This window comes from Streptomyces sp. NPDC059866, assembly GCF_042731325.1.
GTDB lineage: Bacteria > Actinomycetota > Actinomycetes > Streptomycetales > Streptomycetaceae > Streptomyces > Streptomyces flavusporus.
In genome coordinates, this window is sequence record NZ_JBHWJT010000006.1 from 45,441 (window position 1) to 68,389 (window position 22,949).

Annotated in this window: 20 protein-coding genes; 8 read left to right on the top strand and 12 right to left on the bottom strand. The window is 71.6% G+C overall.

Annotation, left to right across the window (positions count from 1 at the left end; translation table 11 throughout):
* Window positions 1-28 precede the first annotated feature (28 nt).
* Window positions 29-565, top strand: a complete 537-nt coding sequence (locus ACFV7R_RS10685; protein WP_385262235.1) for a GtrA family protein — start codon at window positions 29-31, stop codon at window positions 563-565.
* A gap of 80 nt (window positions 566-645) precedes the next feature.
* On the opposite strand, the gene ACFV7R_RS10690 is transcribed toward ACFV7R_RS10685, so the two are convergent.
* Entirely contained in the window at window positions 646-1,914 is a 1,269-nt protein-coding gene (locus ACFV7R_RS10690) for an ATP-binding protein (RefSeq protein WP_385262237.1), read from the bottom strand.
* A gap of 56 nt (window positions 1,915-1,970) precedes the next feature.
* Window positions 1,971-2,648: a response regulator transcription factor gene (locus ACFV7R_RS10695; protein ID WP_385262239.1), complete on the bottom strand. Its 678-nt coding sequence runs from the start codon at window positions 2,646-2,648 to the stop codon at window positions 1,971-1,973.
* Between the two features lie 457 nt (window positions 2,649-3,105).
* Here ACFV7R_RS10695 and ACFV7R_RS10700 point away from each other — a divergent pair, with 457 nt between their 5' ends.
* Entirely contained in the window at window positions 3,106-4,617 is a 1,512-nt protein-coding gene (locus ACFV7R_RS10700) for a peptide MFS transporter (protein ID WP_385262241.1), read from the top strand.
* A gap of 154 nt (window positions 4,618-4,771) precedes the next feature.
* Here the strand turns inward: ACFV7R_RS10700 and ACFV7R_RS10705 are convergent, their stop codons facing one another.
* The 6 genes from ACFV7R_RS10705 to ACFV7R_RS10730 all read right to left on the bottom strand — a co-directional run bounded on the left by ACFV7R_RS10705 (window position 4,772) and on the right by ACFV7R_RS10730 (window position 10,169).
* Complete coding sequence (locus ACFV7R_RS10705) at window positions 4,772-6,076, bottom strand: hypothetical protein (protein ID WP_385262821.1); 1,305 nt, start codon at window positions 6,074-6,076, stop codon at window positions 4,772-4,774.
* An 80-nt stretch (window positions 6,077-6,156) separates the two neighbouring features.
* Window positions 6,157-7,224: a hypothetical protein gene (locus ACFV7R_RS10710; RefSeq protein WP_385262244.1), complete on the bottom strand. Its 1,068-nt coding sequence runs from the start codon at window positions 7,222-7,224 to the stop codon at window positions 6,157-6,159.
* Window positions 7,221-8,060, bottom strand: a complete 840-nt coding sequence (locus ACFV7R_RS10715) for a hypothetical protein (RefSeq protein WP_385262246.1) — start codon at window positions 8,058-8,060, stop codon at window positions 7,221-7,223. Before ACFV7R_RS10715 ends, ACFV7R_RS10710 begins: the two co-directional genes overlap by 4 nt.
* 99 nt (window positions 8,061-8,159) lie before the next feature.
* Window positions 8,160-8,849: an LPXTG cell wall anchor domain-containing protein gene (locus tag ACFV7R_RS10720; protein ID WP_224734557.1), complete on the bottom strand. Its 690-nt coding sequence runs from the start codon at window positions 8,847-8,849 to the stop codon at window positions 8,160-8,162.
* A 157-nt stretch (window positions 8,850-9,006) separates the two neighbouring features.
* Window positions 9,007-9,528: an ATP-binding protein gene (locus tag ACFV7R_RS10725; protein ID WP_385262249.1), complete on the bottom strand. Its 522-nt coding sequence runs from the start codon at window positions 9,526-9,528 to the stop codon at window positions 9,007-9,009.
* Window positions 9,529-9,785: 257 nt separating this feature from the next.
* On the bottom strand, window positions 9,786-10,169 hold the full coding sequence (locus ACFV7R_RS10730; RefSeq protein ID WP_385262251.1) for an STAS domain-containing protein: 384 nt from the start codon (window positions 10,167-10,169) through the stop codon (window positions 9,786-9,788).
* A 249-nt stretch (window positions 10,170-10,418) separates the two neighbouring features.
* Here ACFV7R_RS10730 and ACFV7R_RS10735 point away from each other — a divergent pair, with 249 nt between their 5' ends.
* From ACFV7R_RS10735 to ACFV7R_RS10745, 3 genes are all read left to right on the top strand, one after another.
* A complete protein-coding gene (locus ACFV7R_RS10735) occupies window positions 10,419-11,366 on the top strand; it encodes an RNA polymerase sigma factor SigF (RefSeq protein WP_385262253.1) in 948 nt (315 codons plus the stop codon).
* Window positions 11,367-11,584: 218 nt separating this feature from the next.
* Window positions 11,585-13,114 (top strand): RICIN domain-containing protein, encoded by a 1,530-nt coding sequence (locus ACFV7R_RS10740; protein WP_385262256.1) that lies wholly within the window; start codon window positions 11,585-11,587, stop codon window positions 13,112-13,114.
* An 83-nt stretch (window positions 13,115-13,197) separates the two neighbouring features.
* A complete protein-coding gene (locus tag ACFV7R_RS10745) occupies window positions 13,198-14,214 on the top strand; it encodes a DMT family transporter (protein WP_385262258.1) in 1,017 nt (338 codons plus the stop codon).
* 49 nt (window positions 14,215-14,263) lie between these two features.
* Here ACFV7R_RS10745 and hutI read toward each other — a convergent pair whose 3' ends face one another.
* The 4 genes from hutI to hutU all read right to left on the bottom strand — a co-directional run bounded on the left by hutI (window position 14,264) and on the right by hutU (window position 19,975).
* Entirely contained in the window at window positions 14,264-15,559 is a 1,296-nt protein-coding gene (gene hutI, locus ACFV7R_RS10750) for an imidazolonepropionase (protein WP_385262260.1), read from the bottom strand.
* Window positions 15,556-16,896 (bottom strand): formimidoylglutamate deiminase, encoded by a 1,341-nt coding sequence (locus ACFV7R_RS10755; RefSeq protein ID WP_385262263.1) that lies wholly within the window; start codon window positions 16,894-16,896, stop codon window positions 15,556-15,558. Before ACFV7R_RS10755 ends, hutI begins: the two co-directional genes overlap by 4 nt.
* A complete protein-coding gene (locus ACFV7R_RS10760; protein ID WP_385262265.1) occupies window positions 16,893-18,095 on the bottom strand; it encodes an allantoate amidohydrolase in 1,203 nt (400 codons plus the stop codon). The genes ACFV7R_RS10755 and ACFV7R_RS10760 overlap by 4 nt, the downstream gene beginning before the upstream one ends.
* Before the next feature lie 215 nt (window positions 18,096-18,310).
* The gene (gene hutU / locus ACFV7R_RS10765; protein WP_385262266.1) at window positions 18,311-19,975 is read right to left on the bottom strand and encodes a urocanate hydratase; all 1,665 of its coding nucleotides are present in this window, start codon (window positions 19,973-19,975) and stop codon (window positions 18,311-18,313) included.
* Window positions 19,976-20,137: 162 nt separating this feature from the next.
* Here hutU and ACFV7R_RS10770 point away from each other — a divergent pair, with 162 nt between their 5' ends.
* The 3 genes from ACFV7R_RS10770 (at window position 20,138) to ACFV7R_RS10780 (ending at window position 22,922) form a co-directional block, all read left to right on the top strand.
* Entirely contained in the window at window positions 20,138-21,517 is a 1,380-nt protein-coding gene (locus ACFV7R_RS10770) for a diaminopimelate decarboxylase (protein ID WP_385262824.1), read from the top strand.
* Window positions 21,518-21,687: 170 nt separating this feature from the next.
* The gene (locus ACFV7R_RS10775; RefSeq protein ID WP_129799865.1) at window positions 21,688-22,080 is read left to right on the top strand and encodes a hypothetical protein; all 393 of its coding nucleotides are present in this window, start codon (window positions 21,688-21,690) and stop codon (window positions 22,078-22,080) included.
* Window positions 22,077-22,922, top strand: a complete 846-nt coding sequence (locus ACFV7R_RS10780; RefSeq protein ID WP_385262268.1) for a transcriptional regulator — start codon at window positions 22,077-22,079, stop codon at window positions 22,920-22,922. Before ACFV7R_RS10775 ends, ACFV7R_RS10780 begins: the two co-directional genes overlap by 4 nt.
* Window positions 22,923-22,949: the final 27 nt, after the last annotated feature.

Sequence of the window (22,949 nt, forward strand, 5' to 3'; positions counted from 1 at the left end):
ACACCGACGAGTGGGGGCCTGCACGACCATGGGACGTGGTTCATCGGGGCTCCGACCGACGCCCCCCAGCGCGCTGCGGCAGCGCATCGAACGGCTCGTGCGTGAGGTCGCCAAGTTCGGCGCGGTGGGTGGGGCGGGACTGCTTGTCAATCTCCTCGTGTTCAACCTGGTACGGCATGTGACCGACCTCCAGGTGGTGCGTGCCAGTGTGATCGCGACGGTCGTGGCGATCGCCTTCAACTACGTCGGCTTCCGCTACTTCACGTACCGCGACCGCGACAAGAGCGGCCGTACGAAGGAGATGTCGCTGTTCGGGCTGTTCAGCGCGGTCGGCCTGGTGATCGAGAACGGCGTGCTGTACACCGCGACGTACGGCTTCGACTGGGACAGCCCGCTGCAGAGCAACATCTTCAAGTTCCTCGGCATCGGCATCGCGACGCTGTTCCGCTTCTGGTCCTACCGCACCTGGGTGTTCCGCGCGCTCCCGGGCCGGGAGGCCATCGTCGACGCGGAATCGTTCCTGGAGGCGGAACGAGCCCGGCCCCCACAGCGCGCCCGCGTCTGACGCCCCAAAGGGGCGCGGGGAACTGCGCGACCAGCCACAACGCACCCGCAGGCGGCGAACGGACTCAGCGGAGCGCGCGCTCAGCGAACCGTCCGGTCCCCGTCCCCGTTCTTCTTCACCGGTGTCCGTGACAGGAACAGGCCGAACACCGGAGGCTTGGCCTGGAGCATTTCCAGGCGGCCGCCGTCGGCCTCCGCCAGGTCGCGGGCCACGGCCAGGCCGATGCCCGTGGAGTTGCGGCCGCTAATCGTCCGCTCGAAGATCCGGGCGCCCAGGTCGGCCGGGACGCCGGGACCCTCGTCGGTGACTTCGATGACCGCCTGGTTGCCGGTGACGCGGGTGCGCAGCGCCACCGTGCCGCCGCCGTGCATGAGGGAGTTCTCGATCAGCGCCGCCAGCACCTGCGCGACCGCGCCCGGCGTGCCCACCGCCTGGAGGTTCCGTTTGCCGGAGCTGACGATGGCGCGGCCGGCGCTGCGGTAGGCCGGGCGCCACTCGGCGACCTGCTGCTGGATGACCTCGTCGAGGTCGAAGGTGACGGCGGAGCCGGTGCGCGGGTCGCGGGAGTTGGTCAGCAGTCGCTCGACGACGTCCGTGAGGCGTTCCACCTGCGTGAGCGCGATGGTCGCCTCCTCCTTCACGGTGTCCGGGTCGTCGGTGAGGGTGATCTCCTCCAGGCGCATGGACAGTGCGGTGAGCGGGGTGCGCAGCTGGTGGGAGGCGTCGGCGGCGAGCCGGCGCTCGGCGGTGAGCATGCGGGCGATGCGCTCGGCGGAGGCGTCGAGAACGTCGGCGACGCGGTCCAGCTCGGGGACGCCGTACCGCTTGCGGCGGGGCCGGGGGTCGCCGGAGCCGAGGCGTTCGGCGGTTTCGGCGAGGTCGGTGAGCGGTGAGGCGAGGTGGCTGGCCTGGCGCAGGGCGAGCAGTACCGCGGCGATCACGGCCAGCAGCGCCACCGCCCCGATGATCATCAGTGTCCGGCCGACCTCCCGGGTCACCGCCGAGCGCGGCTCCTGGACGGTGACCGTCTCGCCCTCCTCGCCGGTGCGCGTCGCCTCGATGACGTCGCCCGAGGGCTTCTCGCCGACCTCGATCGGCTTCTGGCCGGGGATACGGACGACCGCGTACCGTTCGTCGCCGACCTGGTCGGCGAGTATCTCCGAGGTGATCTGCTCGGCGCCGAGGATCCGGCTGTCCACGATGCTGGCCAGCTGCACGGCCTCGGACTCCACGCGCTCCTGGGCGGTGGTGCTGATCGTCTTGGTCTCGACCACGACGAGGGAGACGCCGAAGACGGCGATCACGACGAGCACCACGGCGAGCGTGGACTGGATCAGTCGACGGCGCATTTTTCTTACTTACTTGTAGGGAAATCCGTAGCCCGGCCGCACGCGGCAGCCGTGGCTCAGCTCTTCTCGAAACGGAAGCCCACACCGCGCACGGTCGCGATGTACCGGGGGTTGGCCGCGTCGTCGCCCAGCTTCTTGCGCAGCCAGGAGATGTGCATGTCGAGGGTCTTGGTGGACGACCACCAGGTGGTGTCCCAGACCTCGCGCATCAACTGGTCGCGGGTGACCACCCGCCCGGCGTCCCGGACCAGGACCCGCAGCAGGTCGAACTCCTTGGCGGTGAGCTGGAGCTCTTCCTCGCCCATCCAGGCGCGGTGCGACTCGACGTCGATGCGCACGCCGTGCGTGGCGGGCGGCTGCTGGGGCTCGGCGGCGCCGCGCCGCAGCAGGGCCCGGACCCGGGCGAGCAGCTCGGCCAGCCGGAACGGCTTGGTGACGTAGTCGTCGGCGCCCGCGTCGAGCCCGACGACGGTGTCGACCTCGTCGGCGCGTGCGGTCAGGATCAGGATCGGCACGGTGTGGCCTTCGGCACGCAGTCGGCGGGCCACCTCGAGACCGTCCATCCCGGGCAGGCCGAGGTCCAGCACGACCAGGTCGACGCCGCCCTGGAGTCCTGCGTCGAGCGCGGTGGGGCCGTCCTGACGCACCTCGACCTCGTAGCCCTCCCGGCGCAGTGCGCGAGCCAGCGGTTCCGAGATGGACGCGTCGTCCTCGGCGAGCAGTACTCGGGTCATGAGGTGATGGTAGTCCGCGCCTGACAGGTGCCGGAGGCCGATCGCAGGGCCCGGATTCTTACCTTCGGGTGTGCTGGTACGAACCTGTGGCTGAGGGGTGCGATCCTGGGAAGGACCTTCGAATGGGTGGCTGCGGTTCCCCCGACACCTGTGATCCGTCTCTCAAGTCCTTCCATATCAGGCAGTGTCATGACGTATGGTGAGGGAACGCCTGTAACACCCGGGACCTTCGGCGAAGTGACGCTGAGGGTCTGTTTTGTGTGAGGAATGACCTGTGGCCGGGCCCTTGCGCGCACCACGCGCGGGGCGTGGATCCCGGTGGGCGCCGTCCACCGCTCCGTGATCCGGAGCGGACCCCCCGTGGGCGTGGGGCGGACGGGCGCCCCCGCCGGTGCCGGCCGCCCCCCACCGGGCGCGTATCGCTCTTGGAACGCGTCCCGACCAGCAAGGATCGACCATGGCGTCCAGCCTGACGAAGGACTCGGCCTCCCCGGGCAACCCCGGCTCCGAGAAGACCTTCTTCGGCCACCCCCGCGGTATGGCCACGCTTTTCATGACGGAGATGTGGGAGCGCTTCTCCTGGTACGGAATGCGCGGCATTCTCGTCCTCTACTTGATCGCGGGTGTCCTCGACGGCCCCCTGGCGGGCCGGGAGGCTCTGGCCGCCTCGATCTACGGTGTGTACAACGCGGTCGTGTACATGGCCGCCATGCCGGGTGGCTGGGTCGCGGACCGCCTCTGGGGTGCCCGCAAGGCCGTGCTGGTCGGCGGCATCGTCATCGCCCTCGGCCACTTCACACTGGCGATCCCCTCCGACGCCGCCTTCTTCTGCGGTCTCGGCCTGATCGCGATCGGCACCGGTCTGCTGAAGCCGAACATCTCCGCGATGGTCGGTGGCCTCTACGAGGGCCAGCCCAGCGCCCGCCGCGACGCCGGCTTCACGCTCTTCTACATGGCGATCAACATCGGCGGCATGGCCGCCCCGCTGGTCGTCGGTTACCTCGGCGAGAACGTCAACTGGCACCTCGGCTTCGGTGTCGCCGGTGTCGGTATGACCCTCGCCGTGATCCAGTACGTCCTCGGCGGCCGCCACCTCGGCGACATCGGCAAGCGGCCCGGCACCCCGGCCTCCCCGGAGGAGAAGCGCGCCGTGCTGCGCAAGGTCGCGCTGTGGAGTGGCATCGCCGTCGCCGCGCTGGTCCTGGACATCGCGCTGGGTACGTACGACATCGAGCACATCGTCAACGTGCTCGCGGTCCTCGGCATTGTGATCCCGATCGTCTACTTCGTGACGATGTACCGGAACCCGGCTCTGACCAGCGAGGACAAGCCCAAGATCCAGGCCTTCGCCTGGTTCTTCGCCACCGCCGTGCTGTTCTGGATGATCTACGACCAGTCCGGTTCGCTGCTGACGATCTTCGCGGACACCAAGACCGACCGTACGATCGGCGGCTGGGAGTTCCCGGCGTCCTGGTACCAGTCCGTGAACCCGGCCATGGTCATCGTGCTCGCCCCGGCCTTCGCCGCTCTCTGGGTGAAGCTGGCCCAGCGCAACCGTGAACCCGGCACGCCCATGAAGTTCGCCCTGGCGATGCTCCTCATCGGTGGCTCGTTCGGCATCATGGGCCTGGCCGGCGCCGCCGCCGCGAACAGCGACACGGGCAAGGTCACCGTCTTCTGGCTGCTGAGCGTCTACCTGGTGCAGACCCTCGGCGAGATGTGCCTGTCGCCGGTGGGCCTGTCCCTGTCGACGAAGCTGGCGCCGAAGCAGTTCGTGGGCCAGATCATGGGTCTGTGGTTCCTGGCCACCGCGACGGGCAACGCCCTCAACGGCTGGACCACCAAGCTCAACGCGCCGCTGGGCGACGCGGTCTACTACACGATGTGGGCCGTCATCGCCGTCGCGGCCGGACTGGCCTTCATGACGGCGGGCCGCAAGATCCGCGCGCTCATGGGCGACGTGCGCTAGCGCGCTGCTCGAGCCGACGGAGGCCGTTGCACCCATGTGAGTGCAACGGCCTCCGGCGTTGCGGTTCGCCTGTTCGCCGTAGGGCCAGGGTGCATCGGCGGCTACAGGTCGTATGTGGCTGGTCGCGCAGTTCCCCGCGCCCCTAGGAGGTTGGCTAACGCAGCCTGCGTCCCGGCATGAACGTAAAGACCGCTCCGCCCAGCAGGAGTGCCGTTCCTGCCACCAGCCCCAGCGCCTTCAGGGTGCTCTGGTCGTCGGCGCCCGTCTCGGCGAGGCCGCCGTCCGGGGTCGTTCCGCCGGATGACGAGCCGCCGCCCGAGGACGAGCCTCCTGACGCTCCGCCCTCCTGTTCCGTCGTGTCCAGGATCAGCGAGACCTCGGTCTTGGCCGGTGTGCACGTGGTGGTGGTGCCCAGCGCCTCGATCGTCAGGACGCCCGGGGACAGGGTGGACTCACCGCTCGCCCCCGGCTTGTAGGTGCCGGTCAGGTCGGGGATCTCGATCGGGTCGCCCGCCTTGATGGCCTCGGGGTTGGTGGGGCCCTCGACATGGACCGTGCCCGTGTCGGCACCGCCGAGCACCACCTCCATGGACGGCTTGACCGAGTCCTTCGGGATGTCGGCCGGGCTGTCCATCACCGACTTCTTGAACTGCACGGTGAGGCCGAAACTCCCGCCGTCCTTCTTCGCGTTGATCTGCACCGGCGAGGTCGCGTTCTTGTCGCCGATGGGCGTCTTGCACTCGTAGGGGACCTGGACCTCCTTGCCGGTGAAGTCGGTCTGGCCGCCGCCTCCGCCGCCCGTGCCCGACGAACTGCCTCCGCCCGTCTCGCTCTCGCTGGGCGTCGGCGTCGGGCTCGACGACCCCGTCGGCAGACCGGTCGGCACACTCGTCGGCAGCGTCGGGACGACGGTCGGCAGGCCTCCCGTCGTACCGCCCGAAGTCCCGCCCCCGTCCGTCACCTTGATGGTCGCCGCCGGCTTCACCGTCTCCTTCGGGGAGCACTTGGTGTCCGTCGAGATCGGCTTGTTGACGTTGATGTTGTACGCGTCCGGGGTCAGGGACACCTCGCCCGGCGCCGTCAGCTTCAGCTTGCCCTTCATGTCGGACAGCTTCATGTCGCTGTTCTTGGGGATCGGCGGGTTCTGCCGGGGCCCCTCCATCGCGACATCGGCCGTCTGCGCGCCGGCCGCCTTCAGCGTGCCGGTCGGCTGGACCGTGTCCTTCTCCAGATCGAGGATGTCGGGGTTCTTGGACGCCGCCTGGACGAACTTCCAGACGATCTCCACCTCGTCCCCGACCTTCGCCTCCGCGGGGGCGGTGATCTCCACCTTCGTCGTCCCCTGGACCGGCGGCAGCCCGGAGATCGAGGGCGGGATGCACTCGGTGGCGTACGACACCTCCGCGGCCTGCGCGGGCCCGGCGGCCACGCCGAGCAGGACACCCGCCCCGCCCAGCATCAGGGCGACGCCCGCCGCCGACGTTCTGCTTCTCCGAGGACGACCACGTCGGCCGACCGGTGTGACTCTCCTTCTCTCGCTCACGTCGTTCCCTTCCTGGAGGGAGTCGTAGGACTCGTCGGGCTGTCGTCGTGCGGTGCGGAGAGCCGACCGGCCGTGCCCGGATCGGCGTCCGGGGTGAACCACGGCAGGGTCGAGGTCGATGCGGGCGCCTGCTCGCGCGAGGTCAACCGCGGCAGGCGCAAGGTGAGTTCGGGCAGTCGCAGGCCCCGGTGGCGGGCGCCGCCCGGCCGGGGCGGGCGGACCCGGTCCACCACGGCCATCCCGATGCGGAACACCGCGGCCGGTACGACCAGGCACACCAGGACCCAGAACAGAGTCACGCCCCACGGCCGGCCCACGCCCCAGGGCTGCTCGGCGAGCACCTTGCCGCCGTACTTCAGCGAGACGGTGTAGTCGCCGTGCGCCCCGGCCGCCAGCTCCACCGGCAGCCTGATCTGCGCCTTGCGGCCGGGCTCGATGGTGCCCCGCCACTGCTGCTCCTCCCACTGCGGGGCGAACACGCCGTGTGAGGTGCCGACCTGGAAGACCGGGTTCCTGATCGCCGAGGTGCCGACGTTGCCGACGGTGAAGACGAGGGTGCGGGCGGGGGGCGCCCCGAACCAGGTGAGCAGTCCGCTGGAGCCGTCCAGCCGGGTGTCGTTGAGCACCGACAGCCGGCCACCCGCCGGTTCCGCGGGCAGCGGTTCGACGGCGTGCCCGGCGACCTGGAAGATCGCGTCGGCCTGCGCCTTCGCCCCGGTCACGGTGGCCACGTGCACCACGCACGGGCACGGCACCGGCGGCTCGGCGACCGGCAGTTCCTTGCGGAAGCGGCCTTCGGCGTCGGTGGTGACGGCCCGGCCGTCGGCGTTGGCGCAGGAGTTGGTGCCGCCGATCACGCCCCGGGACGGCACCGACTGCCCGCAGATCAGGACCATCAGCAGCGCCCGCTCCCGCCACCCACTGCCGGTCACGGTGACCGAACCGCCGGTTCCCGCCTGGGACTTGGACAGCTTCACGGTGGGCCCGTCGGCGGCAGCGGCCGGCGTGAGGGGCACGAGGAGCAGCGCAAGTGCCGTGATCAGCACAGGGATCCGCGTCTTCACCGCATCGCTCCTGTCAACTCGGCCTGGTCCCACTGGCGTTCCGGCTCGCTCTCGGTCGTACGGCGCCTTCGTCGTCGTACGACCGCCCCGGCCGCCGCTACGACGATCAGCGCACCGGCCCCTGCCACGCCGCCCCACGGCACGAACCGCGCCGACGCCTGCGCCGTGTCGCGCGCCCCGCCCCTCGCGGTCACCGTCAGCCGGACGTCCACCGCGTCCAGGGCGGGCCGGTCGGGCCACGGTTCGTCGAGCCGCACCCGGTGGCCGGGCGGCAGCTGGAGCGGCAGGGTGCGCGGGGACCGGTCGAGGACGGTGCCGAGGACGCCGTCGGCGTGCACGGCGAGGGTCGGCACGAGGACCGTCGCACCCCGGTTGACCAGGTCGTACGTGATGCGGTCACCGTCCACGGCCAGGTGCTCGACGGTCAGCGCGGACAGCGTCGGACCGCCGGTGCGCAGCCGCAGGGGGACGGACCGGGAGCGGCCGTCGCCGTCGCGTACGACGATCGTGCCCGCGCGGTCCTCCGGCACGGCCCCCTCGGGAACGGTCACGGTGAACGGGATGTCGGCGCGGGTGCGGGCGGGCACGCGCACCTCGGCGTCGGCGAAGGTGACCGGGACGCCGGTGCCGCGCAGACGTACGGTGACCGGGCGCCCGGCACGGTTGGTCACGGACACCGTGTCCTGCAGGGCGGTTCCGGGCGTGCCCTCGGCGTAGAAGGACGGGCGGCCGCCGCCGGCGGGCGCGACGGACCAGCCGCCGGCAGCGGTCGCCGTCGGGGCGGCGCACAGCAGGGCGAGGAGGGACAGGCACACGGCACGGGCGGCATACGACATCGGCGGCTCCCTCAACGCCTCGTTGAGAAGCGGCGGCGGGTGACGATCAAGCAGGTGCGGCGCGGAGCGCCTCGTTGAGGGGCGGGCATACCGACACGGTCAGCGGCGGACGCGTACCGCCTGGTTCCGGCGTGTCAGCCACAGCGCGCCCGCCGCGCCCGCGAGCAGGACCGTTCCGCCGAGCGTGCCGAGGGCGATCGCGGAGTCCTCGGGGCCGGTCTGCGGGAGCTCGGCTCCGGAGTCGCTGCCGCTCTGGGTGCCGGTCGAGCCACCGCCGGCCGCCGCCGTGACGTCGAGGGTCAGGGACGGTCCGGGATCGTTGCTGGGCGTGCAGGTGGTGGTCGTACCGAGGGCCTTGATAGTGAGTACGCCCGCCGTGAAGGTGACCTTGCCCGTCTTCTTCGGGGTGTAGGTGCCGGACAGGTCGTTGATCTTGATCGGGGTGTCGGCGGGGATCGCTTCCTGGTTGGCGGGGCCGGTGACCTTCATGGTGCCGCTGTCGGCGCCGCCGAGTTCGATGGTGGCGCTCGGGTTCATCGCCCCCTTGCCCAGTTCGACCGGACTGGAGGAGACGCCCTTCTGCCAGGACATGGTGATCTTGTAGCCGCTGCCGCTCTTGACGCCCTTGATGTCGATCGGCGAGACGGCACTCTTGTCGCCGATCGGCGTCTTGCACTGGTAGTTGACGTCGACGACCTCGGCGTGGGCCGTCGGGGCGGCGAGCAGCACCGCCGAGCCGGCCAGGGCCGCGGCGGACGCGAGCGCGGCGGTTCGTTTCCGGTACGACATCGTCCCCTCATTCCTGACGGCACATCAGATCGGCCGTCAAGGTACGCCCGGGGAGTTGAGGAGGGAAGACGCGGAGCACGCCGGAGTTGTGACGATCCGGCGTGCGTGTGGTGACGTACGAAGAGGGGTTCGAACCCCGGGTAACCCCAGACGGGTGTTACGCGGGCGCTCCGAGTTCGGCCCACACCGTCTTGCCCGCGACGCCGGGCGTGCGCACGACCCCCCAGTCCAGGCACAGGCGCTGGACGATGAACATGCCGTGGCCGCCGGGACGGCCGGCGCGGTGCGGGGTGCGCGGGGCCGGCTGCCCCGTCCCCCGGTCGGAGACCTCGATACGGATCGCCTTGTTGTCGCAGGCGATCCACATCCCGTCCGGGCCCTCCGCATGGAGACACGCGTTGGTGACCAGCTCGGAGACGACGAGCAGCACGTCCTCGGCGGCGGCCCGCTGGTCCGCGGTGGCGGCCGGCAGCCAGCCCCACGCGTACAGTGCCTGGCGGGCGAAGTCGCGGGCGAGCGGGACGACGCCGCTCGCGCCGTCGAAACTCAGCCTGCGGGCCTGACGCCCCGCCGACGACACGGACGCCCCGGTCCCTGACGCGCCCCCCTCGGACGCCCCGGAAGCGCCGCTGGGCTCCGGGCCGCGGTCGCCCGGCGAGTAGGGCCGGGTGGTGCTCATCAGCGCTTCACCTCACCGATTCACCGGTTCACGTTTCAAGAGTGCTTTCCGAACACGCGGTGTGCTCAGTGTTCGGTACTCAGTGTGGGTCACACGGTCGGCACGGGTACACACGGCCCGTACACCGCACGCGGGAAAGTGACCGGTTCGCCCGGTCCGCCGTGCCACCCCCGTCATGATTGCCGCCGACATGTTCAGGATGTCTCCTGCCCGGCCCGACCGGCGGGACACCCCCTTGTTCGGCACGACCGGCGCGCTCAGTCGGACTCGCCCTCACCGGCCAGGGCTGCCTCGACCGAATCGTGGACGGTGAAGACCGCCTCGGCTCCGGTGATCTCGAAGACGCGGGCCACCACGGGCTGCATGCCCGCCAGATGCACCCCGCCCCCGGCGGCCTCGGCCTTGAGCCGGGCGCCCAGCAGCACGTTGAGCCCGGTGGAGTCGCAGAACTCCAGCCGGGAACAGTCGACGACAAGCCGGCTGAAACCCCTGGCAAGGCATTCCTCGAGTGGTTCACGCAACAGATCGGCAGTGTGGTGATCCAACTCACCTGCCGGAGTCACGACGGCGCTGGGGCCCTCTTCCCGCACCTCCACCAGAAGCCGGCCCGACTGTGCGCTGCCGACCGTCCCGTGGTCCATGCCGTCTCTCTCCCGAGGTCGTGGCTGCTGACGTTTGCCCTCGAACACTACGCCTTCCCTTCGCCCTTCGACAGCCGAACATCCGCCCAGAAACGGACATTTCCGCACAGAACGGACTTGCGATCGGCTCGGGAAAGCGGGTAGGGCTAGTAGAGACACGTAACCGACACGGCCGGCTTTGGAGGCGCCGCACACCGCAGTGCACGTACTGGCTTCGGCAGCCATATGCCGAGAACGATGGAGGACATCATGTCACCCCGGCTCGACGCATCGCATACCCGGACGGCGACGTCGACACCCCCTCCGGAACATCTGGATCCCATCGAGCACAACGGCGATCACACCGGCACACTCGCCGTCAGGGACGACGTACTCGCCCTGCAGGAAGACGTACTCGCCGGACTTCCGGAGATCCCCCCGTACGACGAGGTCGGCCCCGTCGATGCACGGGCCCTGTCCAAGACCCTCTTCGAGCGGCTGGAATCCCTCGAGGAAGGCACCCACGAGTACTCGTACGTCCGCAACACGCTCGTCGAACTCAACCTCGCCCTGGTCAAGTTCGCCGCCTCCCGGTTCCGCTCCCGCAGCGAACCGATGGAGGACATCATCCAGGTCGGCACGATCGGCCTGATCAAGGCGATCGACCGCTTCGAACTCAGCCGCGGCGTCGAGTTCCCGACCTTCGCGATGCCCACCATCATCGGTGAGATCAAGCGCTTCTTCCGCGACACCTCGTGGTCGGTGCGCGTGCCGCGCCGGTTGCAGGAACTCCGCCTCGACCTGGCCAAGGCCGGCGACGAACTGGCCCAGCAGCTGGACCGCGCCCCCACGGTGGGGGAACTGGCCGAGCGCCTCGGCATCTCCCACGACGAGGTCGTCGAGGGCATGGCCGCGTCGAACGCGTACACCGCCTCGTCGCTGGACGCCCAGCCCGAGGAGGACGACAGCGAGGGTGCGCTCGCGGACCGGATCGGCTACGAGGACCACGGGCTCGAAGGCATCGAGTACGTCGAGTCGTTGAAGCCACTGATCGCCGAACTCCCGCACCGGGACCGGAAGATCCTCTCCCTCCGCTTCGTCGCCAACATGACCCAGTCCGAGATCGGCGAAGAACTCGGTATCTCGCAGATGCACGTGTCGCGGCTGCTGTCACGCACGCTGGGACGACTGCGCAAGGCGCTGACGGTCGAGGAGTGACGACCGTCCCGCAGTAAGCAACGGCTCGCCGTCCGGCGCCTTCCGGGGCGCCGGACGAGTCGTGCCCGGAAACCTCTCGGTTACCGGGTTGTTGACGGAAAGACCTCCCCACGGGCCGCCTTCCACCACTATGGTCACCCGCAAACTGGCCGGTACGTCAGGGATCTTGACCTGTCACGGGGTCTTGACCTGTCACGGGGTCACGAGGAGGCGGGTGGATGGCTCGGGCCGACGGGACCGGCAGGGATGCCGGAGCGGCACCGCACTCCGGTGCGTCCGACGCACGGCTGACGGAACTGCTGCGCGCCGACACCGCCACCGCGTATCCGGCCCTCCAGGAACTGCGTGCCCGCCACCGCGCATCGGTTCTCGCCTACGCCCGGCTGTGCACGACGAGCGAGTCCACCGCCCGGCAGCTCGCGGCGCAGGCCTTCACGCTCGCGGCCCGCGAGACGGCCCGCGGCACCGACCCCGCCGTGCCGTTGCGGCACCACCTCCTGTTGCTCACTGTGCGGGTGGCCACGGACTGGGCCGCGGACGAACGGTCCGCCGGTCTCGACGCGGGTCTGCTGCTGGTCCTGAACACGGCAGGCCCGGTGGGCCCCGTCCCGCCCATGCTCGCGGCGTACCAGTCCCTGCCGTCCCGCACCCAGGGACAGCTCTGGTACGCGATGGTGGAGCAGGAACCCGACGAGCGCACGGCCACCCTGCTCGGCCGTACCCGCGAGGACGTGACATACGGCACAGAACCGGCCCTCCAGGCGTTGGGCCGGGCCTGTCTGACGTCCCGGCTCGCGGCCTCCGACGACCCGCACTGCCGGGACTTCCGTCGGCTCATCGAGGAGTCGGTACGGCCCGACGGCCCACGCCACAGCCCCGACCTGGACGCCCACATGGCGCGCTGCGTGCACTGCGCCACGGCGTACGAGGAGCTGACCGCCCTGCGCGACTCCCCGCGCACCGCGCTGGCCGAGGGGCTGCTGCCGTGGTCGGGCACGGCGTACGTCACACGCGACGGGGGGCCGGGCGTCACCTTCCGTGGCCGGCAGCGGAACCGGCCGCCGTACCGCCGCCTCGCGCTGACCTCCGCGGTACTCGGCGCGGTCCTGGTGCCGCTGCTGGTCGTCCTGCTCGCACCGGGCGAGACCGCCTCCCAGGACAGGACCGGCCCCGGCCCCGGCCCCGTCACCACACCGGTGGCCCCGCCCCCCGTAACGGTCACGGCGACGGTGTCGGCAAGCCCGCCGACGCCCACCACGAAGTCCCCGTCACCGACGAGGAGTTCGACCCCGCCGCGCACTCCGAGCCCGAAGCCCTCCCCCACGCCTCCGCCGGCACATCCGCCGAGCGGCTCCTACGCCCAGGTCGTGAACGTCGCCTCCGGGCTGTGCCTGGACATCCGCGACGGGGTGATGGAGAAGGGCACGGATGTCGTCACGGCGCCGTGCGGCGCGTCCCCTACGCAGCGGTGGCGGGTCGACGCGGTACGGGGTGTCGTCCAGTCGGCCGCCGACCCCGACTACTGCCTGGACAGCCGCGGCTCCACCGACAAGGGCGTGGGCATCTGGGAGTGCGCGTCGGTGGAGGGGAGCAACGGCCAGAACCTGAAGTTCGCGGTGGGCGGTGACGGGGTGATCCGTCCGGCGGTCGCGGTCGAGACGGCGGTGACACCGGACGGGGACGGCGGCCTGGCGCTGCTGCCGGTGAACGGGGGAAGCGGGCAGCGGTGGCGGGCGGGCGCGCCGTGAACTGACCGGATGGTGATACCGACACCGGTGCTCACCTGCTCATGGCTACGCTGCCCCTCCGCTTCGCACCAGGGGGAGTATCCATGAGCAGCACCGCGGCCCGCCTCGGCCGACTGGCCGATCTTCCCGTCCTGCTGGTCGCGGTGGTGTGGGGCTCCAGCTACCTCGCCGCCAAGGAAGTCACCACGGCGCAGACCGTGCTGGCCGTGCTGGTGCTGCGGTTCGGCGTGGCGCTGCCCGTTCTCGTGGTGGCGGGGTGGCGGCGGCTGCGGGCGCTGAGCGCCGTTCAGGTACGCGGCGCGGGGGTGCTGGGGCTGATCCTCGCCGGGATCTTCCTGCTGGAGACGTACGGCGTGGTGCACACCTCGGCGACGAACGCGGGGCTGATCATCAGCCTCACCATGGTGTTCACGCCGCTCGCGGAGAGCCGGGTGCGCGGGACGCGGCTGCCGGGCTCCTTCATGGCGGCCGCGGCGGTGTCGGTGCTCGGCGTGGCGCTGCTGACCCAGGGCGCCGGGTTCACCGCCCCGTCCGTGGGCGATCTGCTGATGCTGGGGGCCGCTGTCGTCCGTACCGTGCATGTGCTCGCCATGGCACGCATGGACTCCGTGCGCGGCGCCGACGCCCTGTCGCTGACCACGGTCCAGCTGGGCGGCGCGGTGGTGGTGTTCGGCGTGCTCTTCGCGCTGCCGGGGACGGGTGCGTCGCCGTGGACGGCCGCGGCGGACTTCGGTGTCGGGGACTGGCTGGGGCTGCTGTACCTGTCTGTGTTCTGCACGCTGTTCGCGTTCTTCGTGCAGATGTGGGCGGTCCGGCGCACCTCGCCGTCCCGGGTCAGCCTGCTGCTCGGCACGGAGCCGGTGTGGGCGGCGGCCGTGGGCATCGCCCTGGCCGGGGACCGGCCGGGGTGGCTGGGGCTGGTGGGCGCGGTGCTGGTCCTCGTGGGCACGGCCTGGGGGCGAGTGGTGGCCGATCGGGGGCAGGCGGCGGAGGCTTCTGTTCCGGTGGCTTCCACGCCGGCTGCCGGGGCCGCTCCCGCAGGGCGTACCGAGTCCGGGGAAGCCCCCGAGTCCGCGCGGGCCGGGGCCCCTGCACCCTAGTGCCGCGACAGGCAACGTTCGCCCCGTCGCGACGCCGGGCGCAGGTCCCTCAGACCAGCCGCTCGCCCCGCCGCCACACGCCGGTGACCAGGGGCACGCCGGGCCGGTAGGCCAGGTGCACATGGCTCGGCGCGTCGAGGAGGACGAGGTCGGCGCGGGCGCCCGGGGTGAGGCGGCCGATGTCGTCGCGGCGGAGGGCTGCCGCGCCGCCCGCCGTGGCCGACCAGACCGCCTCGTCCGGCGTCATCCCCATGTCCCGTACCGCGAGCGCGATGCAGAAGGGGACGGAGGAGGTGAACGACGAGCCCGGGTTGCAGTCGGTGGAGAGGCCGACGGTGACGCCCGCGTCGAGAAGGCGGCGGGCGTTCGGCCACTCGGCGCGGGTGGAGAACTCGGCGCCGGGGAGGAGGGTGGCGACCGTGTTGCCGTGCGCGAGGGCGTCCACGTCCGCGTCCGTCAGGTGGGTGCAGTGGTCGGCGCTGGCGGCGTCCAGTTCGACGGCGAGCTGGACTCCGGGGCCGTACGACAGCTGGTTGGCGTGGACGCGGGGGTGCAGGCCCTTGGCCTTGCCCGCGGTGAGGATCGTGCGGGCCTGGTCGCCGTCGAAGGCGCCCTTCTCGCAGAAGACGTCGATCCAACGGGCGTGCGGGGCACAGGCGTCGAGCATCTCGCCGGTGACGAGGGCGACATAGGCGGCGGGGTCGTCGGCGTAGTCCGGGGAGACGATGTGGGCGCCGAGGTAGGTGACCTCGTCGGTGTGGGCGGCGGCGATGCGCAGGGCGCGGGACTCGTCCTCGACGGTCAGGCCGTAGCCGGACTTCGTCTCGAACGTGGTGGTGCCCTGGCGGAGGGCCTCTTCGAGGTAACGGGTGAGGTTCGCCTCGAGTTCCTCGTCGCTCGCCGCCCGGGTGGCGGCGACCGTCGTACGGATGCCGCCCGCACTGTACGGCCGCCCCGACATCCGGGCGTTGAACTCCTGCGTCCGGTCGCCCGCGAAGACGAGGTGGGAGTGGGAGTCGACGAAGCCGGGGATGACCGCCCGGCCGGCTGCGTCGACCCGATTGTCAGTGGCGGGTGCTTTGCTTTGATCACCGGTCCACACGACGCGGTCGCCTTCGATGACGACGGCCGCGTCCTGGATCAGTCCGAGGGGGGATCCGTCACCGAGGGAGGGGTCGTTGGTGACCAGGGCGGCGATGTTGGTGATGAGCGTGCTTGCGGTGCTCGCGGAGTGGGCGGGGCTGACGGTCGTCGCGTTGCTCATGGCGTCCTTGCTGGCCTGGTCGGCGGTGGGGTCGGGTTCGGGGGCGGAGGCGGGCCGCGCGGGTGGGCGGCCCGGGGTCATCCGCGCAGGGCTTCGACGGCGTCCGCGAGGGCTTTCGGCACATCCGGTACGAGGGTGTGAACCCCGTCCCGTACGACGTGCCGACCGCCCACGACCGTATGCGACACGTCTGCTGCCGACGCAGCGAATACGGCCGTCTCGGCCCCGAGCCGCGGAAGCGGCCCTGCCGTCCTGACCGAGTCGAGCGCGATCGTCGCGAAGTCGGCGCGTGCGCCCGGCTCCAGGGTGCCCGCGTCGTCCCAGCCGAGGGCCGCGTGGCCGTCGGCCGAGGCCGCCCGCAGCAGGGCCGCCGCCGTCCAGTGACCTCGCGTACGGGTGCGCAGCCGCTCGTTCAGCTCCATCGCGCGCGCCTCTTCCAGCAGGTCGATCACGGCGTGGCTGTCGGAGCCGAGGGAGAGCGGGGAGCCTTCGTTCTGCAGGGCGACGGCCGGCCCGATGCCGTCCGCGAGGTCCCGCTCGGTGGTCGGGCACATACAGGTGCCGGTGCCGCTGCCGCCGATGAGGGAGATGTCCTCGGCGGTGAGGTGGGTGTTGTGGACGCCGGTGGTGCGCGGCCCGAGCACACCGTGCAGGGCGAGGAGCTGCGTCGGGGTGCAGCCGTGCACCTCCAGGCACGCCTCGTTCTCGGCGGTCTGCTCGGACAGGTGCACATGGAGCGGGGCCCGCCGCTCCTCGGCCCACCGCGCCACGGTCGCCAACTGGTCGGCGGGCACGGCCCGTACGGAGTGGATCGCCGCCCCGATCCGCGCGTGATCCCGTTCCTTGAGAACTGAACAGCGTTCCGCCCAGGCTTCCGCGCTGCCGTCGGAGAAGCGGAGCTGGTGGGCGTTGGGGGGCTGTCCGAAGCCGGAGGACAGGTAGGCGGTGTCGAGGAGGGTGATACGGATGCCGGCTTCGGCGGCGGCCGCGATCAGGGCCTCGCCCATGGCGTTGGGGTCGGCGTACGGGGTGCCACCCGGGGCGTGGTGGACGTAGTGGAACTCGCCGACCGCGGTGATCCCCGCCAGTGCCATCTCGGCGTACACGGCGCGGGCGAGGGCGTGGTAGGTCTCCGGGGTCAGCCTGTCGGCGAACGAGTACATGACCTCGCGCCAGGTCCAGAAGGTCCCGGAGCCGACCTGGACGGTGCCGCGCAGGGCGCGGTGGAAGGCGTGCGAGTGCGCGTTCGCCAGGCCGGGGAGGGTGAGGCCGCGGAGGATCTCGGCGCCGGGGGGCGGGGTGGGGACGTCGGTGTGGAGGGCGGTGATACGGCCGTCGTCCGTGTCCACGGCCACGCCCGGCTCGACGTGGGTGCCGAGCCAGGCGTGCTCCAGCCAGTACGTCTGCGTCTGCGTCACGTGCACGCCAGCCCTTCCAGTACGTCGGCGAGTGCGGTCACCCCGGCCACGCAGTCGTCCTCGGCCGCGAACTCGGCCGGGGAGTGCGAGACGCCCGTGGGGTTGCGCACGAACAGCATGGCGGTCGGGATGCTCCCGGAGAGGATCCCGGCGTCGTGTCCGGCACCCGTACCCAGGACGGGGACCGTGAGGTCGGTGTCCTTGCCGAGGATGCGGGCCAGTTCGTCGCGCAGGGCGTGGTCGAACTCCACGACGGGCGTGAAGGACTCCCGGACGACGTCGAGGTCGACACCGTGGGCGTCGGCGTACTCACGGGCCGCCCGCTCGACGCCGCCGACCACCGCGTCGAGGCTCGCCTGGTCGGCGGCGCGGGAGTCGAGCCAGCCGCGCACCAGGGAGGGGATGGCGTTGACGCCGTTGGGCTCGACGGCGATCTTGCCGAAGGTGGCGACGGCACCGGCGAGCTGCGCCTCCCGGCGGGCGGCCAGCACGGTCTCGGCGTACGACAGCATGGGGTCACGCCGGTCCACCAGCCGCGTGGTCCCCGCGTGGTTGGCCTCGCCCCGGAAGTCGAACCGCCACCGCCCGTGCGGCCAGATGGCACCGGCGATGCCCACCCGGTCGCCGGACAGATCCAGTGCCCGCCCCTGCTCGACGTGCAGCTCGACGAAGGCACCGATGCGCGCAAGCCGCTCCGGGTCCGGTCCGATGGCACCGGGGTCGTACCCGGCGGCCTCCATGGCCTGCGGCAGCGTGACCCCGTCGCCGTCGGTCAGCCGATGCGCCTGCTCGACGGTGAGCTGCCCGGCGGTCAGCCGCGACCCGACGCAGGCGAGCCCGAAGCGGGCGCCCTCCTCGTCACCGAAGTTGACGATGGCGAGGGGCTTGGTGAACCGGGCGTTGCGGTGGCGCAGTTCGTCGAGCGCGGCGAAGGAGGACACGACCCCGAGGGGCCCGTCGAAGGCCCCGCCATCGGGCACGGAGTCCAGATGCGACCCGGTGACGACGGCGTCCCCTTGGGCGGGGTCCCCGAGCCATGCCCACTGGTTGCCGTTCCGGTCGACTTCGTACGTCAGCCCACGCGACTCCGCCTGCGCCTTGAACCACTCCCGGCACTCACCATCGGCACCGGTCCAGGCGAAGCGCCGGTAGCCACCGGTATCGGGATGCCGACCGATGGGGCGCAACTCACGCCACATCTCGTGGAACGAGACGGCAGTCGGTGCGGGCCGCCGCACCGACTGCGGGCCACCGCCACCCGCCACAGGCTGTGGGCAGTCGTTCCGCAGGGCGATGGGGGTCCCCCCGCTCGAACGAAGTTGAGAGTGGGGGAGGGTGGGCACAGCCGGACCCGCACCCGGCGACGAGACCTCATCCCCCGCCGGACGGTTGCCGCGCCCGCCTTGCTCCTGGATCACGCGTCGTCACCCTCACGCATCGGCACCCGCACGCCCCGCTCCCCCGCCACCGACTCCGCGATGTCGTACCCGGCGTCCACATGCCGGATCACGCCCATGCCCGGGTCGTTCGTCAGCACGCGCCGGATCTTCTCGCCCGCCAGTGCCGTGCCGTCCGCCACCGTCACCTGCCCCGCATGGATCGACCGCCCCATGCCGACGCCGCCGCCGTGGTGAATGGACACCCAGGACGCGCCCGACGCCACGTTCACCATCGCGTTCAGCAGCGGCCAGTCGGCAATCGCGTCGGACCCGTCCAGCATCGCCTCGGTCTCCCGGTAGGGGGAGGCAACGGAACCGCAGTCGAGGTGGTCGCGTCCGATGACGATCGGCGCGGCCAGCTCACCGCTCGCGACCATGTCGTTGAACCGCTCACCGGCCTTGTCGCGCTCGCCGTAGCCGAGCCAGCAGATACGGGCCGGGAGTCCCTGGAAGTGGACCCGCTCCCCCGCCATCTTGATCCAGCGGGCCAGGGACTCGTTCTCCGGGAAGAGCTCCAGGATCGCCTTGTCGGTCTTCGCGATGTCGGAGGCCTCGCCGGACAGCGCGGCCCAGCGGAAGGGGCCCTTGCCCTCGCAGAACAGCGGCCGGATGTACGCGGGGACGAAGCCGGGGAAGGCGAACGCCCGGTCGTATCCGGCGAGTTGGGCCTCGCCGCGGATGGAGTTGCCGTAGTCGAAGACCTCCGCTCCGGCGTCCATGAAGCCGACCATGGCCTCGACGTGCCGGGCCATGGACTCACGCGCGCGGGTGGTGAAACCGGCCGGGTCCTTCGCCGCGTACGACGCCATGTCGTCGAAGTCGACGCCCAGCGGCAGGTACGCCAGCGGGTCGTGGGCCGAGGTCTGGTCGGTGACGATGTCGATGGGCGCGCCCTCGGCGAGCATGCGCGGCAGCAGTTCCGCCGCGTTGCCGAGCAGGCCGATGGACAGCGGGCGCCGGGCGTCACGGGCCTCGACGGCCAGCTGGAGGGCGTGCTCCAGCGAGTCGGCGCGCACGTCGAGGTACCGGTGCTCGATACGGCGCTCGATGGCCCGTGGGTCGCAGTCGATGCAGATGGCCACACCGTCGTTCATGGTCACGGCGAGCGGCTGGGCGCCGCCCATGCCGCCGAGGCCGGCGGTGAGGGTGATCGTCCCGGCGAGGGTGCCGTTGAACTTCTTCGCGGCGACGGCGGCGAAGGTCTCGTAGGTGCCCTGGAGGATGCCCTGGGTGCCGATGTAGATCCAGGAGCCGGCGGTCATCTGGCCGTACATGGTCAGGCCCAGCTGCTCCAGGCGCCGGAACTCCTCCCAGTTGGCCCAGTCGCCGACGAGGTTGGAGTTGGCGATGAGGACGCGCGGGGCCCACTCGTGGGTCTGCATGACGCCGACCGGGCGGCCGGACTGGACGAGCATCGTCTCGTCCTGCTTGAGGGTCCTCAGCGTGCGGACCATCGCGTCGAAGGAGCGCCAGTCACGCGCCGCCTTGCCGGTCCCGCCGTACACGACGAGTTTGTCGGGGTGCTCGGCGACCTCCGGGTCGAGGTTGTTCTGCAGCATCCGCAGAGCGGCTTCCTGCTGCCATCCCAGGGCGCTCGGTTCCGTACCGCGCGGCGCTCGTACGGGGCGGGGTCCTGACATGGTCTGCCTCCTGGTGGATTGCTCCCGGCGGATTGTTGCTGCGGTTATTCACATCCTGACTTTCTGAATAGACCTAGTCAATACCTTGGCCCCTCGGCGCGGGGGCACAGTGGATGTTTGGCTGGATGCATGGGCTCGGACATCGGCAGAACGGGGGACGGCATGGACAACGGCCACGAGGATCACGTGGGTGGCGGGGAGCGGGCGGCCCGGCGTGACGAGGCGGTACGGGCGGCGGTGGAGCAGGGGCTGCTCGGACCCGGCACCCCCATCGTGGGCCTGCTCGACATCACCGGCATCCGGGAGTCGGCGGCCGAGCTGCGCGCGGCGTTCGAGGCCGTCGTGGCGCCCGGCACGCCGGTGCTGCACGCCTTCGCGGTGAAGGCGACCCCGCTGGTACCGGTACTGCGGCTGCTGCGCGACGAGGACATCGGCGCGGAGGTGGCGAGCCCGGGTGAGCTGGCGCTGGCACGGGCGGCCGGGGTGGCGCCGGAGCGGACGGTGCTGGACTCGCCCGCGAAGACTCCGGCGGAGCTGCGCGAGGCGCTGGCGCTGGGCATCGCCGTGAACGCGGACAACCCGCAGGAGCTGGACCGCATCGACGGTCTCATGCGGTCGGCGCCGAGCCGCTCCCCCATCGGGATACGGGTCAACCCGCAGGTCGGCGGGGGTTCCATCGAGGCGCTCTCGACCGCCACGGCAACCTCGAAGTTCGGGGTGGCGCTGCGGGACGAGGGGGCGCGCGAGTGGGTGGTGCGGGCGTACGCGGAGCGCCCCTGGCTGACCCGGCTGCACGCGCACACCGGCTCGCAGGGCATCCCGCTGTCCCGGATGACCGACGGCGTGGCACAGACGTACGCGCTCGCGGAGGAGATCAACCGGCGGATCGGCCGTCGGCAGATCGACACGATCGACATCGGCGGGGGACTGCCGGTGAACTTCGCCTCGGAGGCGACGACACCGACGTACGCGCAGTACGCGCGGATGCTGAGGGAGACGGTGCCGGGGCTGTTCGACGGGCGGTACGGGCTGGTGACCGAGTTCGGGCGGTCCCTGCTGGCCAAGCACGGGACGGTGGTGGCGCGGGTCGAGTACGCCAAGAGGGCGGGCGGGCGGCCCGTCGCGGTGACGCACGCGGGCGTGCAGGTCGCGACGCGGACGGTGTACGTGCCGGGGGCGTGGCCGCTGAGGATCGCCGCGTACGACGCGAAGGGGCGGCCGAAGGAGGGGCCGGCGGTGGTGCAGGACGTGGCGGGACCGGCCTGCTTCGCGGGGGACCTGCTGGCCGAGGGCCGTGCGCTGCCGCTGCTGGAGCAGGGGGACTACGCGGCGGCGCTGGACACGGGGGCGTACTACTTCGCCCACCACTACGCCTACAACTCGCTCGCCCGGCCGGGCATTCACGGCTTCGCCCCGGACGGTGCCGGGGGCGTGGCCTTCGCGACCGTACGCACTCCGCAGACCCTCAAGGAGATCGTGGCGGAGTCGGGAGGGGCGCACGCGACGGCGCTCACCACCCTGCGCACACCGGACCGCCGTTGACGCCGACCGGTGGACGTGGTTGATCAACTGGCCTGAAAGCAGGGCCAGTTGACCCACCCTAGTAGCTCCGGGGCAAGTTCCACTGGAAAATGCCAGAACTCTCACCCGCCGCACACACGTTGCGTAGCCTCAGGGTTACTCAGCCGAACCCAGGCGGGAGGGGAGTCAGGGTGCCCGGAATCGACGAGTGCTTGCTGGAGGCCATGCGGCTGCCCGGTGCGCGGGGGGCCGCACTGGTCGACTGGACCAGCGGACTGGCCCTGGGCACCGTCGGTGAACCGCCGGGCGGCGACCATGAGACGGCGGCCGCCGAGGCCGCGGAGCTGGCCCGCCTGGCCGCCGAGCAGCGGGCGTTCGCACCCGACGACGGGGAGGAGGCGGCCGACCCGCCGGTCGAGGACCTGATCCTCAGCAACCGGGACAGCTATCACGTGCTGCGGTTCGTGCGGACATCGTTCGACAGCAGCGTGTTCCTGCATCTCTGGCTGGCCCGGGCGGACGGCAACCTCGCACTGGCCCGTATCCGGCTGGGCGAGATGGCCGGACGGCTGGTGCTGGGATGACGATGGTCGGCACGACCCCACCGCCCCGGCTGCCGGTGCGGAACAAGGCGGCCGGGAGCCGTTCGGGCGGCGTCTCGCCGATGCTGACCCGGCTCGCCGCCGAGCGGGCCACCGGAGTCCTGGTCCGTGAGTGCGGCACGCTGTACCTCACCGAGGGCCGGGTGGTGCACGCCGAGAGCCCCCTCGCCCCCGGACTCGACGTGATCCTCACGGCGCACGGCACGCTCGACGCGCGGGCCTGGCAGGACGCCGTCGACCGGGCCGACCAGCGGCATGACGCCGACCGCCTGCTGCTCGACGGCGGCCGTCTCGCCCCGGGCGCGCTGGAGCTGTGCCATCTGAGCGCCCTGTACGACGCCGCGTACTTCGCCCTCGCCCCGAGCCGCACGCCGGGCCGCTTCCACTACGGCACCACGCACTGGCTCGGATCGGTCCACCCCGTCCCGGTCGCCGCCGTGGAGCACGAGACGCTCCGCCGGCGCAGCCTGCTGCACCGCATCTGGCCGGACCCGGCGAGCGACAGCGCACCCCTGGAACGGGTCGACACGGCCGCGGCCCCCGCGGTCGCGCCCCGGCAGAGCGCGGTGCTGGGCCGGGTGGACGGCATACGCACCGCGGCGGACATCGCCCGCGAACTGGGCAGGCCGGCGTTCCACACCCTGGTGGCGGTACGGCGACTGGCAGCGGCCGGGCTGGTGGCTCCACGGACGCCGCCGGCTCCCGCCGGGGCCGCGTCGGCCGACCGCGCCGGAACCGGAATCGCCGCCCCCGACGGTCTCAGGACCGCCGCTCCCGACATTGCGCTGCTGAAGAGGGTCAGGGATGCGCTGGAGGCCCTTTGAACGACAGCAACCGCAGCAGCGGGCGCC

Bases quoted from the DNA above. Each gene is read 5' to 3' on its own strand.
- ACFV7R_RS10770 (WP_385262824.1), top strand. From the start codon at position 20,138: ATGGACAACGGCCACGAGGATCACGTGGGTGGCGGGGAGCGGGCGGCC.
- ACFV7R_RS10685 (WP_385262235.1), top strand. From the start codon at position 29: ATGGGACGTGGTTCATCGGGGCTCCGACCGACGCCCCCCAGCGCGCTG.
- ACFV7R_RS10705 (WP_385262821.1), bottom strand. From the start codon at position 6,076: ATGCTGGGCGGGGCGGGTGTCCTGCTCGGCGTGGCCGCCGGGCCCGCG.
- ACFV7R_RS10695 (WP_385262239.1), bottom strand. From the start codon at position 2,648: ATGACCCGAGTACTGCTCGCCGAGGACGACGCGTCCATCTCGGAACCG.
- ACFV7R_RS10780 (WP_385262268.1), top strand. From the start codon at position 22,077: ATGACGATGGTCGGCACGACCCCACCGCCCCGGCTGCCGGTGCGGAAC.
- hutU (WP_385262266.1), bottom strand. From the start codon at position 19,975: ATGTCAGGACCCCGCCCCGTACGAGCGCCGCGCGGTACGGAACCGAGC.
- ACFV7R_RS10735 (WP_385262253.1), top strand. From the start codon at position 10,419: ATGTCACCCCGGCTCGACGCATCGCATACCCGGACGGCGACGTCGACA.
- ACFV7R_RS10760 (WP_385262265.1), bottom strand. From the start codon at position 18,095: ATGTGGCGTGAGTTGCGCCCCATCGGTCGGCATCCCGATACCGGTGGC.
- ACFV7R_RS10700 (WP_385262241.1), top strand. From the start codon at position 3,106: ATGGCGTCCAGCCTGACGAAGGACTCGGCCTCCCCGGGCAACCCCGGC.
- ACFV7R_RS10720 (WP_224734557.1), bottom strand. From the start codon at position 8,849: ATGTCGTACCGGAAACGAACCGCCGCGCTCGCGTCCGCCGCGGCCCTG.
- ACFV7R_RS10745 (WP_385262258.1), top strand. From the start codon at position 13,198: ATGAGCAGCACCGCGGCCCGCCTCGGCCGACTGGCCGATCTTCCCGTC.
- ACFV7R_RS10690 (WP_385262237.1), bottom strand. From the start codon at position 1,914: ATGCGCCGTCGACTGATCCAGTCCACGCTCGCCGTGGTGCTCGTCGTG.
- ACFV7R_RS10730 (WP_385262251.1), bottom strand. From the start codon at position 10,169: ATGGACCACGGGACGGTCGGCAGCGCACAGTCGGGCCGGCTTCTGGTG.
- hutI (WP_385262260.1), bottom strand. From the start codon at position 15,559: ATGACCCCGGGCCGCCCACCCGCGCGGCCCGCCTCCGCCCCCGAACCC.
- ACFV7R_RS10725 (WP_385262249.1), bottom strand. From the start codon at position 9,528: ATGAGCACCACCCGGCCCTACTCGCCGGGCGACCGCGGCCCGGAGCCC.
- ACFV7R_RS10715 (WP_385262246.1), bottom strand. From the start codon at position 8,060: ATGTCGTATGCCGCCCGTGCCGTGTGCCTGTCCCTCCTCGCCCTGCTG.
- ACFV7R_RS10740 (WP_385262256.1), top strand. From the start codon at position 11,585: ATGGCTCGGGCCGACGGGACCGGCAGGGATGCCGGAGCGGCACCGCAC.